Source organism: Phytopseudomonas daroniae (assembly GCF_004327275.1).
In the GTDB taxonomy this organism is placed as follows: Bacteria; Pseudomonadota; Gammaproteobacteria; order Pseudomonadales; family Pseudomonadaceae; genus Aquipseudomonas; species Aquipseudomonas daroniae.
In genome coordinates this window covers 71,972-86,100 of sequence record NZ_QJUJ01000002.1, presented here as the reverse complement: position 1 = coordinate 86,100, position 14,129 = coordinate 71,972, and the positions used below count along the sequence as shown (strand labels likewise).

Below are 14,129 nucleotides of genomic sequence, written 5' to 3'. Positions count from 1 at the left end.
TCGACGGCCGCCATGATAACGGTGGGTGGCGAGCAGACAAACCGTGTCAACCATCCGTCAGTCAGGAATCCGCCGTTTTTCTATACATTCCTTGCAATTACGCGACATTCCTACCCTTCGCCCTCGACTGCCGACTTTCCAAGGCGCAAATCAGCGCTCTACACTGTATCGGTACAGTTGCCGGGAGTATGGCCGGAAAGTCGACTCCGGTTCTGTTGCCTTGGCTACCAGAACTACAACAATGAACACAACGAGTGGAGCACTATGAACAACGCTACTAAGCAGATTTCCAAGCTGTTCGCCGCTATGGCCCTGGCTGGCGCTGCCAGCTACTCGGTCGCCGCCGACAACATCAAGATCGCCATGGCTGGCCCGGTGACCGGTGCTGTTGCCCAGTACGGCGAGATGCAGTTCATCGGTGCCAAGATGGCCATCGAGCAGATCAACAAAGCCGGTGGTGTGAACGGTGCTCAACTCCAGGGCGTGGTCTATGACGACGCATGCGATCCCAAGCAAGCCGTGGCCGTTGCCAACAAGATCGTCAACGATGGCGTCAAGTTCGTCGTTGGCCACCTGTGCTCCAGCTCCACCCAGCCAGCTTCGGACATCTACGAAGACGAAGGCATCTTGATGATCACCGCGGCCGCTACCAGCCCGGAAATCACCGCCCGTGGCTACGAGCTGATCTTCCGCACCATCGGCCTGGACAGCCTGCAAGGCCCGACCGCCGGCAACTTCATCGCGGATAACATCAAGCCGAAGAACGTCGCCGTCATCCATGACAAGCAGCAGTACGGCGAAGGCATTGCCAGCGCGGTCAAGCAGACCCTGGAATCCAAAGGCGTGAAAGTCGGCCTGTTCGAAGGCATCAACGCCGGCGACAAGGACTTCTCCTCGCTGATCGCCAAGCTCAAGCAACAAGGCGTGGACTTCGTCTACTACGGCGGCTACCACCCAGAGCTGGGCCTGCTGCTGCGTCAGTCCAAGGAAAAAGGCCTGGACGTTCGCTTCATGGGCCCTGAAGGCGTCGGCAACAAGGAAATCTCGGCCATCGCCGGCCCGGCTTCCGAAGGCATGCTGGTGACCCTGCCGCAATCCTTCGACCAGGATCCGAAGAACAAGGCGCTGGTTGACGCGTTCAAGGCCAAGAACGAAGACTCTAGCGGTCCGTTCGTGTTCCCGGCCTACGCTGCCGTTCAGGTCATCGCCGAAGGCATCGAAAAAGCCGGTAGCACCGACACCGCTGAAGTAGCCGCTGCCCTGCGCGCCAACACCTTCGATACCCCGACCGGCACCCTCGGCTTCGACGAGAAGGGTGACCTGAAGGACTTCAACTTCGTGGTTTACGAATGGCACCAGGACGGCAGCAAGTCCGAAGCCAAGTAAGTCCCGCCTAAGAACCTGATTCACGAGTTGGCGAGCTAGAGCCATGCAAGGGCTAGGCGCCCCCACAAGAACAGGCGAGGAAGCGGAGTGTACTTTTGTACATGAGCATTCCGAGCCTGTTTTTAACGCAGCAGGGCCGAAGCGCAGCAGATCGTGAACAGGTTCTGAACCCAAGCCCACTGCCGCGCAGTGGGCTTTGTCTATCGAAAGAATTCCGGTTTCGCGCTGCGCCACAAGCGCTGCCGTGCGCGACGACCCAGGAGTTAGGCAATGCCTGATCTTTACCACTACCTGCAACAACTGCTCAACGGTCTTACCGTCGGCAGTACCTATGCCCTGATCGCCATCGGCTACACGATGGTCTACGGCATCATCGGCATGATCAACTTCGCCCACGGCGAGGTGTACATGATCGGTTCCTACGTCGCCTTCATCGCCATCACCCTACTGGCCATGATGGGGCTCGACAGCCTGCCGCTGATCATGATCTGCGCCTTCGCGGCGAGCATCATCGTCACCAGTGCTTTCGGTTACAGCATCGAACGGGTCGCCTACAGGCCGCTACGCGGCGGTAACCGGCTGATCCCGCTGATTTCGGCGATCGGCATGTCGATTTTCCTGCAGAACGCCGTGATGCTTTCTCAGGATTCCAAGGACAAGGCCATCACCAATCCGCTGCCCGGCAATTTCGTGTTCGGCGAAAGCGCCATGAATGGCGTGGTGATTTCCTACATGCAGGTGCTGATCTTCGTGGTCACCTTCCTGACCATGATCGGCCTCACCCTGTTCATCTCCCGTTCCCGCCTGGGCCGCGCCTGCCGCGCCTGCGCCGAAGACCTGAAGATGGCCAACCTGCTCGGCATCAACACCAACAACATCATCGCCCTGACCTTCGTCATCGGTGCCGCGCTGGCCGCCGTCGCTGCCGTGCTGCTGGGCATGCAATACGGTGTGATCAACCCGCACCTGGGCTTCCTCGCCGGCATCAAGGCATTCACCGCCGCGGTACTCGGTGGTATCGGCAGCATCCCTGGCGCGGTACTGGGCGGCCTGGTACTGGGCGTGGCCGAAGCATTCGGTGCCGATATTTTCGGTGACCAGTACAAGGACGTCGTCGCTTTCAGCCTGCTGGTGCTGGTACTGCTGTTCCGTCCGACCGGTATCCTCGGCCGTCCGGAGGTTGAAAAGGTATGAGCAAGAACCTCAAGACCGCTCTGTTCAGCAGCATCCTTCTGCTGCTGATCTCCTACCCGATCCTCGGCCTCAAGCTCAGCGTCGTCGGCATCAGCCTGCAGGTGCATGGCGCCAGCGCCAAGACCCTGTGGACGATCGGCATCGCCGCGGCGCTGCTGTTCGCCTGGCACCTGGTGCTACGTGATCGCCTGCTCGGCGGTGACAAGCTCAAGGGTGTGCTGCCAAGCATGCCATCGAGCCTGAAGGACACCCTGACCCTGCCCAGCGTACAGCGCTGGTTCATGCTGGCGCTGTTCGTCGTGGCATTGGCCTGGCCGTTCTTCGGCTCCCGCGCGGCGGTGGACATCGCCACCCTGATCCTCATCTACGTGATGCTGGGTATCGGCCTGAACATCGTGGTTGGCCTCGCCGGTCTGCTCGACCTGGGTTATGTCGGCTTCTACGCGGTGGGCGCCTATACTTACGCGCTGCTTGCCGAGTACGCCGGCTTCGGCTTCTGGACGGCACTGCCGATCGCCGGCCTGATGGCCGCCACGTTCGGCTGTTTACTGGGGTTTCCGGTACTCAGGCTACGCGGTGACTATCTGGCCATCGTGACCCTGGGCTTCGGCGAGATCATCCGCATCATGCTGCGCAACCTCACCAGCATCACCGGTGGCCCGAACGGCATCAGCTCGATTCCCAAGCCGGAGCTATTCGGTCTGTCGCTGGATCGCCGCGCCCCGGATGGCGGGCAGACCCTGCACGACTTCCTCGGCATCGCCTACAACTCCACCTACAAGGTGATCTTCCTTTACCTGATCGCCCTGTTGCTGGTGCTGCTGGCCATCTTCGTGATCAACCGCCTGATGCGCATGCCGATCGGCCGCGCCTGGGAAGCCTTGCGCGAAGACGAGATCGCCTGCCGTGCCCTGGGTCTGAACCCGACCACGGTCAAGCTCTCGGCCTTCACCATCGGTGCCAGCTTCGCCGGTTTCGCCGGCAGCTTCTTCGCCGCCCGCCAGGGTCTGGTGACACCGGAGTCGTTCACCTTCATCGAGTCGGCGATGATCCTCGCCATCGTCGTGCTGGGTGGCATGGGTTCGCAGCTGGGCATCATATTCGCTGCCATCGTGATGACCCTGCTGCAGGAAATGCGCGACTTCAACGAGTACCGCATGCTGATATTCGGTCTGACCATGATCGTGATGATGATCTGGCGTCCGCAGGGGCTGATGCCCATGCAGCGCCCACACCTGGAGTTGAAACAACGATGAGCCGCCCGATTCTCGAAGTGAGCGGCCTGTCCATGCGTTTTGGCGGCCTGCTGGCCGTCAACGGGGTCAGCCTCACGGTCAATGAAAAACAGGTTGTGTCGATGATCGGCCCGAACGGCGCCGGCAAGACCACGGTGTTCAACTGCCTGACCGGCTTCTACAAGCCGACCTCGGGCAGCATCCGCCTCAACGGTGAACAGATCGAAGGCCTGCCGGGCCACAAGATCGCTCGCAAGGGCGTGGTGCGTACTTTCCAGAACGTTCGCCTGTTCAAGGAAATGACCGCCGTGGAGAACCTGCTGGTCGCCCAGCATCGCCACATCAACACCAACTTCCTCTCCGGTCTGTTCAAGACTCCGGCGTTTCGCCGCAGCGAACGCGAGGCCATGGATTACGCGGCGCATTGGCTGGAACAGGTCAACCTGACCGAATTCGCCAACCGCACCGCCGGCACCCTGGCCTACGGTCAGCAACGCCGTCTGGAGATCGCCCGCTGCATGATGACCCGGCCGAGCATCCTCATGCTCGACGAGCCGGCGGCCGGCCTAAACCCGCGGGAAACCGACGACCTGAAAGCCCTGATCAGCATGCTGCGTGACGAGCACAACGTCACCGTGCTGCTGATCGAGCACGACATGAAGCTGGTCATGAGCATTTCCGACCATATCTTCGTGATCAACCAGGGCACGCCCCTGGCCGACGGCTCGCCGGAGCAGATCCGCGACAATCCGGACGTGATCAAAGCCTACCTGGGGGAAGCGTAATGCTGTATTTCGACAACGTTTCCACCTTCTACGGCAAGATCCAGGCGCTGCATGGCGTCAGCGTGGAAGTGCGCCAGGGCGAGATCGTCACCCTGATCGGCGCCAACGGCGCCGGCAAATCCACCCTGCTGATGACCCTTTGCGGCAACCCGCAGGCGGCCAGCGGCAGCATCCGTTACCAGGGCGAAGAGCTGGTCGGCATGGAAACCCCGCTGATCATGCGCAAGAGCATCGCCGTGGTTCCGGAAGGCCGCCGCGTGTTCGCTCGCCTGACCGTCGAGGAAAACCTCGCCATGGGCGGCTTCTTCGGCAGCAAGGCGGACAATCAGGAGCAACTGGACAAGGTGCTGCATCTGTTCCCGCGCCTGAAGGAACGCCTGGTGCAGCGTGCCGGCACCATGTCCGGCGGCGAACAGCAGATGCTCGCCATCGGCCGTGCGCTGATGAGCAAGCCCAAGCTGCTGCTGCTCGACGAACCGTCTCTGGGTCTGGCGCCGATCATCATCCAGCAGATCTTCGACATCATCGAACAGCTGCGCAAGGACGGTGTGACCGTGTTCCTGGTCGAGCAGAACGCCAACCAGGCGCTCAAGCTGGCCGACCGCGGCTACGTGCTGGAGAACGGCCGGATCGTCATGCAGGGCAGCGGTCATGACCTGCTCAACGATCCCAAGGTGCGTGACGCCTACCTGGGCGGCTGACAGGCTATCGAAACGACCGTTTTCGAAATCCTGCCGACCCCAATCAACCTGCGGCCGCAATGGCCGCAGGTGCAGATTTAGCCTGAACGATGCCAACTGCGCTCCAGTCCCAATACTGAACGGACAAAACAGGAGTCGCTCCCATGCTGAAGTTCCTCGGCAGCACCATCGGCATCATCTTCATCATCGGCCTGCTGGTCGTGATCGGCATCTTCTCGCTGATTTTCTGATCGGCAGCACCTGCAGGCCGGGCGCCCTGCCCGGCTTTCTTCATGCCGCGCGCATCGTGGGCCTCACGGCGGTACAATGGGCATCACTTCGCTGACGATGTCCTGCCATGACCGAACCCCTACGCCTCTCCAAACGCCTGATCGAACTGACCGGCTGTTCACGCCGTGAGGCCGAACTGTATATCGAGGGCGGTTGGGTCACTGTCGACGGCGAAATCGTCGATGAGCCCCAGCGCAAGGTGCAGGACGAAACGGTCGTACTGCTCCCGGGTGCCGTGGCGGAACCTCAGGAACCGGTCACCCTGCTGTTGAATGTGCCCAGCGGGCGTTTCCCGGAACGGGCGGCCGAAGAAGTGACCCCGGACAAGCGCTGGCCCGAGGATCGCTCCGAACTACGAACAGTCAAAGGCCATTTCGACCGGTTGACCCCGTGCATTCCCCTGCAAGCAGGCGCTGATGGCCTGCATGTACTGACCCAGGACTGGCGTATCGAACGCAAGCTCAAAGAGGATCTGAGCAAGCTGGAGCAGGAATATGTGGTCGAAGTCAGCGGCGAGTTGTCCGAGCGCGATCTCAAACGCCTCAACCACGGTTTGGTTTTCAACGGCACCGCGTTGCCACCCTGCAAGGTCAGCTGGCAGAACGAAACCCGTCTACGCTTTGCCCTGAAGAACCCACTGCCGGGTCAGTTGGTGTTCATGTGCAACAGCGTCGGCCTCAAGGTACTGGGCATGAAACGCATCCGTATCGGCGGCGTGCCGATGTCCAAGGTGCAGCCTGGGCAGTGGCGGTATCTGGGCGCCAAAGAACGTTTCTAACAGCCCATTCTTCCGGCCTCGCCCTCTGGCGTGGGCCTCTCCAACCAGGAATTTTCATGCTCAATAATGATGTGCTGCGCAGCCTGCGCTATATGCTCGATGTCAGCGATGCACAACTGGCCGAGATCGTTCAGCTAGGCGGCAAAACGGTGACCGCGGAAGAGATCACGGCGGTACTGAAGAAGGATGACGAGCCGGGTTATCAGGATTGCAGCGACGAGCTGCTGGCCCATGCCCTGGACGGCCTGGTGTACTTCAAGCGCGGCAAGGATGACAGTCGCCCGGCACCGGCCTTGGAACTGCCGGTTACCAACAATCAGGTGCTGAAGAAGCTGCGGGTGGCCTTCGAGCTGAAGGAAGACGATGTGCACGCCATCATGCGCAGTGTCGACTTCCCCGTGTCGAAACCGGAAATGAGCGCACTGTTTCGCAAGCAAGGTACCAGTAACTACCGTGCCTGCGGCGATCAGTTCCTGCGTAACTTCCTCAAGGGTCTGACCCAACGCCTGCGTGACTGATCCCCCCATGAGCTATCAGGTTTCGCCCATCGGCTATGTGCGCTCCTGCTTCAAGGAGAAATTCGCCATTCCGCGCCAGCCGCAATTGGCGCCCGCCGCGCGGGGCGTGCTCGAGCTGTGCACGCCGTTCGATCAGGGCGATGCACTACAGGGTCTGGAAGAGGTCAGCCATGTCTGGCTGCTGTTTCTCTTTCACCAGGCCCTGGAAGACAAGCCCAGGCTCAAGGTTCGTCCGCCACGCCTGGGCGGCAACCGCGCCATTGGCGTATTCGCGACCCGGGCGACCCATCGTCCCAATGGCATCGGTCAATCGGTGGTGCGCCTCGATCGCGTCGAAAACGGGCGCTTGTGGCTGTCGGGTATCGACCTGCTCGACGGCACCCCGGTGCTCGACGTCAAACCCTACGTGCCCTACGCGGACAGCGTGCCCGACGCCCATAACCATATCGCTGCGCAGGCTCCCGTCAGGATCGAGGTGCAGTGGCAGGACAGCGCACTGGCTCAGGCCCGCGAACACGGCCTGCGCCTGAACGAGCCCCTGGTCGAGCTGATCGAACAGTGCCTCGCCCAGGATCCACGCCCGGCCTACCAGCAACCGCAGCCGGAGCGCCGCTACGGCGTACGTCTGTGGGATGTCGACGTACATTGGCACTATCCACAGCCTGGCTGCATTCGAGTGCTGGATGTAACGCCGCCCTAGGCTGATCGATTGGCGCTTTGGCATCAGCCGCTTCTGCATAATGCACAAGCCAAGGCGAAAGCAGCCGTAGGGTGGATGACGCTTTTTTCATCCACCATTGCGATCGCGTGGTGGTGGACGGATTAAACGTCAGAACGTAGCCTGGATTAGCCGCAGGCGTAATCCGGGGCCGAAGGCCGTGATCCATGGTTCAACGCGGGTCGCCGACCGGCTTCTTTCGCCACGGCCCTGACGTTGTGCCGAAGAGCCACAAGTTCCAAAGCACCTTTTCTGCAGACGAAAAAAATCCGCAGCCATCGCTGGCTGCGGATTCGCAGATGGTCAGACGATCAGGCGCCGGCTTTCTGCACGGCTTCCTTGATCAGGGTCTGCAGCTCACCCTTTTCGTACATCTCACTGATGATGTCGCTGCCGCCGACCAGTTCACCGCCCACCCACAGCTGCGGGAAGGTCGGCCAGTTGGCGTACTTGGGCAGGTTGGTGCGAATTTCCGGATTCTGCAGGATATCGACGTAGGCGAACTTTTCGCCACAGCCCATCAGAGCCTGTGCAGCGCGAGCGGAGAAGCCGCACTGTGGCGCATTCGGAGCGCCTTTCATGTACAGCAGAACGGTGTTGCTGGCGATCTGCTCTTTGATCGTTTCGATGATTTCCATGGGGGCACCTCAGAACTGGACTATCCGACTCACGGGTCGATACGGTGCGCGCATTGTAACCAAAAGCCGAGCGCAATGCTCGGCCATGCTGCATACGCATGCCAGGTAGTGCTCAGGCAGCAACCACCTGCACCGGAACCCCATTGAGCACCGCATTGCCCGACAAACGATCCAGCAGACGCTCATCCGTCAGGTCGTTGGCGCTGGCACCGGGCGTCGCACTGGCGATACTCATCTGCACCCCCGGCCGCCCATGTCCCCAGCCATGTGGCAGGCTGACCACACCCGGCATCATCTCGGCACTGACGAGCACCTCGACCTCCACTACGCCGATCCGTGAGCGAACGCTGACGCGCTGGCCATCGCTGAGCCCACGCCGCTGCATGTCCTGCGGGTTCATCAACAGCTGATGGCGCGGCTTGCCCTTCACCAGCCGGTGATAGTTGTGCATCCAGGAGTTGTTGCTGCGCACGTGGCGGCGGCCGATCAGCAGCAGTTGCTCGGGATCGACGGCGGGGTACGCAGCGAACCGCTGCACATCGCCCAGCAACAGCGTTGGTGCGGCCTGCACCTGGCCATCGGCGGTTTTCAGGCGCGCCGCCAGGTTCGGGCCGAGCGGCCCGAGATCCAGGCCATGGGGATGCTGCCGCAGGCTCTGTAGCGAGAGTTTGAGCGGCGCCCCATCGCCGTAAGCACCGAAGCGCAGCCCCAGGTCGATCATCTGCTGTGGCGTCTGCGTGGGTTTCAGCACGGCACCGGTCTGCGCTGCAAAGGCCTTGGCCAGGCCGATGAAAATCTCCCAGTCGTCCAGCGCTCCCTCCGGCTTGGGCAGTACCGCCTCGTTGAAGCGGGTGACGTTGCGCACCGCGAACAGGTTGAACGTGGTGTCGTAATGGTCATGCTCCAGCGGCGCAGTGGATGGCAGGATCAGGTCGGCATGGCGGGTGGTTTCGTTGATGTACAGATCCACGCTGAGCATGAAATCCAGGCCTTCGAGTCCCTGCTCCAGCTGACGCCCGTTGGGCGTCGACAGTGCCGGATTGCCCGCCACGGTAATCAGCGCACGCACCTGCCCGTCCCCAGCGGTGAGCATTTCCTCGGCCAGCGCACTCACCGGCAGTTCACCGCCGTATTCGGGCAGCCCGGAGACCCTGCTCTGCCAGCGATCGAAATGCCCCCCGGACGTCGTCCCCACCAGATCCACCGCTGGCTCGGTGCACAGTGCCCCGCCGACCCGATCGAGATTGCCGGTCACCAGGTTGATCACCTGCACCAGCCACTGGCACAGCGTGCCGAATGCCTGGGTGGATACGCCCATACGGCCATAGCAGACCGCTCGATCCGCGGCGGCGAAATCGCGTGCCAACTGACGTATCGCCGACGCCGGTACGCCGCAGCGCGGGGCCATGAGTTCGGCGGTAAACTGCAGCACGGTTCGCTGCACCTCATCCAGGCCAGCGCTTGGCAGATGGCTGGCTCGGCCCAGCCCTTCCTCGAACAGGGTGCTGAGCATTGCCAGCAGCAACGCGGCGTCCTGCCCTGGGCGAATGAACAGATGCTGATCGGCAATCGCGGCGGTCTCGCTGCGCCGCGGGTCGATCACCACCAGACGGCCGCCACGCGCCTGGATCGCCTTGAGGCGCTTTTCCACGTCGGGCACGGTCATGATGCTGCCGTTGGACGCCAAAGGATTGCCACCGAGGATGAGCATGAAGTCGGTGTGATCGATATCGGGAACGGGGATCAGCAAGCCATGACCGTACATCAGGTGGCTGGTCAGATGGTGGGGCAACTGATCCACCGAGGTGGCGGAGTAGCGATTGCGCGTCTTGAGCAGGCCGAGAAAGTAGTTGCTGTGGGTCATCAGCCCATAATTGTGCACGCTGGGGTTGCCCTGATAGACCGCTACCGCGTTCTGCCCATGCCCGGCCTGAACCGCGGCCAGACGCTCTGCCGCCAGCTTGAAGGCTTCATCCCAGCCGATCGCCTCCCAGCGCTCGCCAATACGCCGCATCGGCTGGCGCAGGCGATCCGGGTCGTTCTGGATGTCCTGCAATGCCACGGCCTTGGGGCAGATATGGCCGCGGCTGAAGCTGTCCCGGGCGTCGCCCCTGATCGAGCGGATCTGCGTGCTGCCGTCGGCCTGGGTTTCGGTTTCGATGGCGAGGCCGCAAATGGCTTCACACAGGTGGCACGCACGGTAATGGAGGGACATGGTCATGGCCTGGCCTCTTGTTCTTGTCCGAGACGACCGGTCGGGTCGTAGGCTTTGAACTATGGCGCCGCTATGCGCGCCACGCCAGCAACCCTGCCCTGCTGAATCGGCAGGTATCAGAACGACCGATCCAAGGTCATGTCCGGGCGGCTGCGGATCGCTCCATCGACAGGTAACGGGGAGATGATCGAAAGGAAGGGAATCTAAGGATAGGAGAAGGGGTTCCACAGCCCCATCCCAGCAGATGGAATGGGGCTGCTCGGCAACGAATGCCCGACTACCACTGCCCGGAGAACAGGCAGGTCAGCGCTTCGATGCCGCTAAACGTGTACCACGGACGGGGGTCTGCGCAACTGGTCGCCATCGATGCATGCGCATTGCTGGCGAGCATGACGCCGGTTACCAGAAGGATTGCAGCGGCTTTCTTGGTTTTCATGAGTACGTCTCCTGACAGAAGATAAGCTTGTTCCATATCAAAAACCCCGGCCTCTCTCGCTTCGCTATCGAGAGAGGCTGTGCCAGCTGTCAGCTGACGCGAGGCACTTTAACAAGCCATCAGCGTCCCCGTAGCACCACTCGTCCTGTCGATTGCCGCATTATGCGACGCAACTCACATCTCTCATTTCACGCATTGCCGGCGCCTGCCACAGGCATGGGCACGCTCTCAAGACCTGAAAGCCTTATGCCGACTGACGTTGGCTGGCAGTAGGCGTCATTTCCTTATAAGATCGCGCCTTCCCCCTATTTCGTCGCACCCTGCGGCTTCCTGCCGCAAGCCTTTCGTTTTTCCGGTTTTTTGTATCCGGCCCGGGCTTGCGGACTGTAGTGAAAAAGGTAGTTAACGATGAGCGCCAGACACTTCCTCTCGCTGATGGATTACACACCGGATGAACTGGTGGGGTTGATCCGCCGAGGCATCGAGCTGAAGAACCTGCGCAATCGCGGCGTGCTGTTCGAGCCGCTGAAGAACCGCGTGCTGGGGATGATCTTCGAGAAGGCCTCGACCCGTACCCGGCTGTCCTTCGAGGCCGGCATGATCCAGCTCGGCGGCCAGGCCATCTTCCTCTCGCCGCGCGACACCCAGCTGGGCCGTGGCGAGCCGATCGGCGACGCCGCCATCGTCATGTCGAGCATGCTCGACGCGGTGATGATCCGCACCTTCGCCCACAGCACCCTCACCGAGTTCGCCGCCAAGTCGAAGGTACCGGTGATCAATGGCCTGTCCGACGATCTGCACCCCTGCCAGTTGCTGGCCGACATGCAGACCTTCCTCGAACACCGCGGCAGCATCGCCGGCAAGACCGTGGCGTGGATCGGCGACGGCAACAACATGTGCAACTCCTATATCGAGGCGGCGATCCAGTTCGACTTCCAGTTGAAGGTCGCCTGCCCCGAAGGCTACGAGCCGGACGCGCACTTCCTCGCCCTGGCCGGCGAGCGCGTGCAGGTCGTGCGCGACCCGCGCGAGGCCATGGCCGGCGTTCATCTGGTGAGCACCGATGTCTGGGCGTCCATGGGCCAGGAAGACGAAGCCGAGCAGCGCATGGCGCTGTTCCGCCCCTACCAGGTCACCCCCGAGCTGCTCGATGCCGCGGCTGAAGACGTGCTGTTCATGCACTGCCTGCCGGCCCACCGCGGCGAGGAAATCAGTGTCGACCTGCTCGATGACCCTCGCTCAGCCGCCTGGGATCAGGCAGAAAACCGTTTGCATGCGCAGAAGGCGCTGCTCGAATTCCTCGTCGAACCGGCGTATCACCACGCATGAGCCAGCCGATGCTGTTGAGCCTGCGTAACCTGGGTTGCGGCTACGGTGAGCAGCGCATCGTGCAGAACCTCAACCTGCACCTCAATCCGGGCGACATCGGTTGCCTGCTCGGCCCATCCGGCTGTGGCAAGACCACCACACTGCGTGCCATCGCCGGTTTCGAGCCGGTGCTGGAAGGTGAAATCCGCCTGGCTGGCGAAGTGATCTCCAGCCCGGGTTTCACCCTTGCGCCGGAAAAACGCCGTATCGGCATGGTCTTCCAGGACTACGCCCTGTTCCCGCACCTGAGCGTGGCGCAGAACGTGTCCTTCGGCATCCGCAAGCAGGCCGACTGCGACCAGGTCACTCGTGAGCTGCTGGAACTGGTGAAGCTCGATCACCTGGGCAAACGCCATCCGCACGAACTGTCCGGCGGGCAGCAACAGCGCGTGGCACTGGCTCGGGCACTGGCCACCAACCCGCAACTCCTGCTGCTCGACGAGCCGTTCTCCAACCTCGATGGCGAGTTGCGCCGGCGCCTCAGCCATGAAGTGCGCGACATTCTCAAGAGCCGTGGCACCAGCGCGATTCTGGTCACTCACGATCAGGAAGAAGCCTTTGCCGTCAGCGATCAGGTCGGCGTCTTCAAGGCCGGGCATCTGGAGCAATGGGACACGCCGTTCAACCTCTACCACGAACCACAGACCCCCTTCGTCGCCAGCTTCATCGGCCAGGGTTACTTCATTCGTGGCCAGTTGCAAGCGCCGGACGAGGTGCACACCGAACTGGGCAGCATCCGCGGCAATCGCGCCTATGCCTGGCCTGTCGGTAGTGCAGTGGACGTGCTGTTGCGCCCGGACGATATCGTCCACGACCCGCAGAGTTCACAACAGGCGCTGATCGTCGGCAAGAGCTTCCTGGGCGCCGCGACCCTGTACCGCCTGCAATTGCCCACCGGCTGCCAGCTGGAAGCATTGTTCCCCAGCCATGCCGATCACCAGCCCGGCGAACAGGTCGGAATTCGAATCGCTGCGGATCACCTGGTCGCGTTCGCCGCAGCGGGCAGCGTGGCGGCACCCTCGATACTGGAACGAAACGACTAGATGTCGAGGTGCAGTCGGCCGCTACTTACCAGGTAGGCATGGCCGGCGATCTTCACCCGCTCCCCGTCCAGGCGGCACCAGAGAAACCCGCCGCGCTTGCCGCCCTGGTAGGCGCTCAACTCACGCTTGCCCAACTGCTGCGTCCAATAAGGCGTGAGGATGCAATGGGCGGAGCCGGTCACCGGATCCTCGTCGATACCGACTGCCGGGGCGAAGTTGCGTGACACGAAATCGACAGCCTGGCCCGGCGCAGTGACGATGACTGCATCCCTGGGTAACCTGGCCAACGCTCGTAGGTCGGGGCAACAGGCGCGCACCGCAGCTTCAGATTCGAGCAGCACCAGCAATTGCGGGGCATCCAGTACGGCGACTGGAGTCTGCCCAAGGATCTCGGCCAAACCCTCGGGCACGGCGATGGGCGTTGGCCGCTGGCACGGGAAGTCCAGAACCAGGCGATCCTTTTCGCGGCTCACTGCCAGCATGCCGTCTGCGTACAAGAAGTCGATGCGCTCACCCGGCTCGCCGTAGCATTCGAACAACACATGGGCGCTGGCCAGCGTCGCATGCCCGCACAGTGGCACCTCGGCCGTCGGCGTGAACCAGCGGATCCGCCAGGCCGCCCCCTCCTTCACCACGAACGCGGTTTCAGCCAGATTGTGCTCGGCGGCGATCTGCTGCATCAATGCGCTATCGAGCCAGTGCTCGAGACGATAGACAGCAGCCGGGTTACCGGCGAAAGGCCGGTCGCTGAACGCATCGACCTGATGGAACTCGAGGGGCATGGGGATAACTCCTGTCGGCGAGCGAGAAGGGTCAGCATGTCTGCATCTGCACCGTCCGTTGC

General features: G+C 62.0%; 15 protein-coding genes. 10 read left to right on the top strand and 5 right to left on the bottom strand.

Annotated features, from left to right (window positions below):
* The first annotated feature begins 264 nt into the window (after positions 1-264).
* The 5 genes from DNK10_RS05465 to DNK10_RS05445 all read left to right on the top strand — a co-directional run bounded on the left by DNK10_RS05465 (position 265) and on the right by DNK10_RS05445 (position 5,301).
* Entirely contained in the window at positions 265-1,386 is a 1,122-nt protein-coding gene (locus tag DNK10_RS05465) for a branched-chain amino acid ABC transporter substrate-binding protein (RefSeq protein WP_131178628.1), read from the top strand.
* 270 nt (positions 1,387-1,656) lie between these two features.
* Positions 1,657-2,580: a high-affinity branched-chain amino acid ABC transporter permease LivH gene (gene livH / locus DNK10_RS05460; RefSeq protein WP_070883222.1), complete on the top strand. Its 924-nt coding sequence runs from the start codon at positions 1,657-1,659 to the stop codon at positions 2,578-2,580.
* Entirely contained in the window at positions 2,577-3,836 is a 1,260-nt protein-coding gene (locus DNK10_RS05455) for a high-affinity branched-chain amino acid ABC transporter permease LivM (protein WP_131190851.1), read from the top strand. Before livH ends, DNK10_RS05455 begins: the two co-directional genes overlap by 4 nt.
* The gene (gene livG / locus DNK10_RS05450; protein WP_131178630.1) at positions 3,833-4,600 is read left to right on the top strand and encodes a high-affinity branched-chain amino acid ABC transporter ATP-binding protein LivG; all 768 of its coding nucleotides are present in this window, start codon (positions 3,833-3,835) and stop codon (positions 4,598-4,600) included. The genes DNK10_RS05455 and livG overlap by 4 nt, the downstream gene beginning before the upstream one ends.
* Positions 4,600-5,301 (top strand): ABC transporter ATP-binding protein, encoded by a 702-nt coding sequence (locus DNK10_RS05445; RefSeq protein ID WP_131178631.1) that lies wholly within the window; start codon positions 4,600-4,602, stop codon positions 5,299-5,301. The genes livG and DNK10_RS05445 overlap by 1 nt, the downstream gene beginning before the upstream one ends.
* 43 nt (positions 5,302-5,344) lie before the next feature.
* On the opposite strand, the gene DNK10_RS05440 is transcribed toward DNK10_RS05445, so the two are convergent.
* Positions 5,345-5,575, bottom strand: a complete 231-nt coding sequence (locus tag DNK10_RS05440) for a hypothetical protein (protein WP_131178632.1) — start codon at positions 5,573-5,575, stop codon at positions 5,345-5,347.
* A gap of 63 nt (positions 5,576-5,638) precedes the next feature.
* On the opposite strand from DNK10_RS05440, the gene DNK10_RS05435 reads away from it, so the two are divergent.
* The 3 genes from DNK10_RS05435 to tsaA are packed head-to-tail and all read left to right on the top strand — an operon-like array spanning position 5,639 to position 7,567.
* A complete protein-coding gene (locus DNK10_RS05435; RefSeq protein ID WP_131190850.1) occupies positions 5,639-6,349 on the top strand; it encodes an rRNA pseudouridine synthase in 711 nt (236 codons plus the stop codon).
* A gap of 56 nt (positions 6,350-6,405) precedes the next feature.
* Complete coding sequence (locus DNK10_RS05430) at positions 6,406-6,867, top strand: YehS family protein (protein WP_131178634.1); 462 nt, start codon at positions 6,406-6,408, stop codon at positions 6,865-6,867.
* 7 nt (positions 6,868-6,874) lie between these two features.
* Positions 6,875-7,567 carry a tRNA (N6-threonylcarbamoyladenosine(37)-N6)-methyltransferase TrmO gene (gene tsaA / locus DNK10_RS05425; RefSeq protein ID WP_131190849.1) on the top strand — a complete coding sequence of 231 codons (693 nt, stop codon included), beginning with the start codon at positions 6,875-6,877 and terminating at the stop codon, positions 7,565-7,567.
* Positions 7,568-7,896: 329 nt separating this feature from the next.
* Here the strand turns inward: tsaA and grxD are convergent, their stop codons facing one another.
* The 3 genes from grxD to DNK10_RS25835 form a co-directional block, all read right to left on the bottom strand.
* Positions 7,897-8,223, bottom strand: a complete 327-nt coding sequence (gene grxD, locus DNK10_RS05420) for a Grx4 family monothiol glutaredoxin (RefSeq protein WP_131178636.1) — start codon at positions 8,221-8,223, stop codon at positions 7,897-7,899.
* Positions 8,224-8,335: 112 nt separating this feature from the next.
* Positions 8,336-10,444, bottom strand: a complete 2,109-nt coding sequence (locus tag DNK10_RS05415; protein WP_131190848.1) for a molybdopterin oxidoreductase family protein — start codon at positions 10,442-10,444, stop codon at positions 8,336-8,338.
* A 271-nt stretch (positions 10,445-10,715) separates the two neighbouring features.
* A complete protein-coding gene (locus DNK10_RS25835) occupies positions 10,716-10,874 on the bottom strand; it encodes a hypothetical protein (RefSeq protein WP_165495948.1) in 159 nt (52 codons plus the stop codon).
* Positions 10,875-11,282: 408 nt separating this feature from the next.
* Here DNK10_RS25835 and argF point away from each other — a divergent pair, with 408 nt between their 5' ends.
* Positions 11,283-12,203, top strand: coding sequence for an ornithine carbamoyltransferase (argF, locus tag DNK10_RS05410; RefSeq protein ID WP_131190847.1), 921 nt, complete (start codon positions 11,283-11,285; stop codon positions 12,201-12,203).
* A complete protein-coding gene (locus tag DNK10_RS05405) occupies positions 12,200-13,285 on the top strand; it encodes an ABC transporter ATP-binding protein (RefSeq protein ID WP_131178639.1) in 1,086 nt (361 codons plus the stop codon). Before argF ends, DNK10_RS05405 begins: the two co-directional genes overlap by 4 nt.
* On the opposite strand, the gene DNK10_RS05400 is transcribed toward DNK10_RS05405, so the two are convergent.
* Positions 13,282-14,067, bottom strand: a complete 786-nt coding sequence (locus tag DNK10_RS05400) for a PhzF family phenazine biosynthesis protein (protein WP_131190846.1) — start codon at positions 14,065-14,067, stop codon at positions 13,282-13,284. The genes DNK10_RS05405 and DNK10_RS05400 overlap by 4 nt on opposite strands.
* Between the last annotated feature and the right edge of the window lie 62 nt (positions 14,068-14,129).

Excerpts from the sequence above, each read along its gene's own strand:
- livH (WP_070883222.1), top strand. The coding sequence starts at position 1,657 with ATGCCTGATCTTTACCACTACCTGCAACAACTGCTCAACGGTCTTACC.
- DNK10_RS05430 (WP_131178634.1), top strand. The coding sequence starts at position 6,406 with ATGCTCAATAATGATGTGCTGCGCAGCCTGCGCTATATGCTCGATGTC.
- DNK10_RS05440 (WP_131178632.1), bottom strand. The coding sequence starts at position 5,575 with ATGAAGAAAGCCGGGCAGGGCGCCCGGCCTGCAGGTGCTGCCGATCAG.
- DNK10_RS25835 (WP_165495948.1), bottom strand. The coding sequence starts at position 10,874 with ATGAAAACCAAGAAAGCCGCTGCAATCCTTCTGGTAACCGGCGTCATG.
- DNK10_RS05435 (WP_131190850.1), top strand. The coding sequence starts at position 5,639 with ATGACCGAACCCCTACGCCTCTCCAAACGCCTGATCGAACTGACCGGC.
- DNK10_RS05405 (WP_131178639.1), top strand. The coding sequence starts at position 12,200 with ATGAGCCAGCCGATGCTGTTGAGCCTGCGTAACCTGGGTTGCGGCTAC.
- DNK10_RS05455 (WP_131190851.1), top strand. The coding sequence starts at position 2,577 with ATGAGCAAGAACCTCAAGACCGCTCTGTTCAGCAGCATCCTTCTGCTG.
- grxD (WP_131178636.1), bottom strand. The coding sequence starts at position 8,223 with ATGGAAATCATCGAAACGATCAAAGAGCAGATCGCCAGCAACACCGTT.
- DNK10_RS05445 (WP_131178631.1), top strand. The coding sequence starts at position 4,600 with ATGCTGTATTTCGACAACGTTTCCACCTTCTACGGCAAGATCCAGGCG.
- argF (WP_131190847.1), top strand. The coding sequence starts at position 11,283 with ATGAGCGCCAGACACTTCCTCTCGCTGATGGATTACACACCGGATGAA.
- tsaA (WP_131190849.1), top strand. The coding sequence starts at position 6,875 with ATGAGCTATCAGGTTTCGCCCATCGGCTATGTGCGCTCCTGCTTCAAG.
- DNK10_RS05400 (WP_131190846.1), bottom strand. The coding sequence starts at position 14,067 with ATGCCCCTCGAGTTCCATCAGGTCGATGCGTTCAGCGACCGGCCTTTC.
- livG (WP_131178630.1), top strand. The coding sequence starts at position 3,833 with ATGAGCCGCCCGATTCTCGAAGTGAGCGGCCTGTCCATGCGTTTTGGC.
- DNK10_RS05415 (WP_131190848.1), bottom strand. The coding sequence starts at position 10,444 with ATGACCATGTCCCTCCATTACCGTGCGTGCCACCTGTGTGAAGCCATT.
- DNK10_RS05465 (WP_131178628.1), top strand. The coding sequence starts at position 265 with ATGAACAACGCTACTAAGCAGATTTCCAAGCTGTTCGCCGCTATGGCC.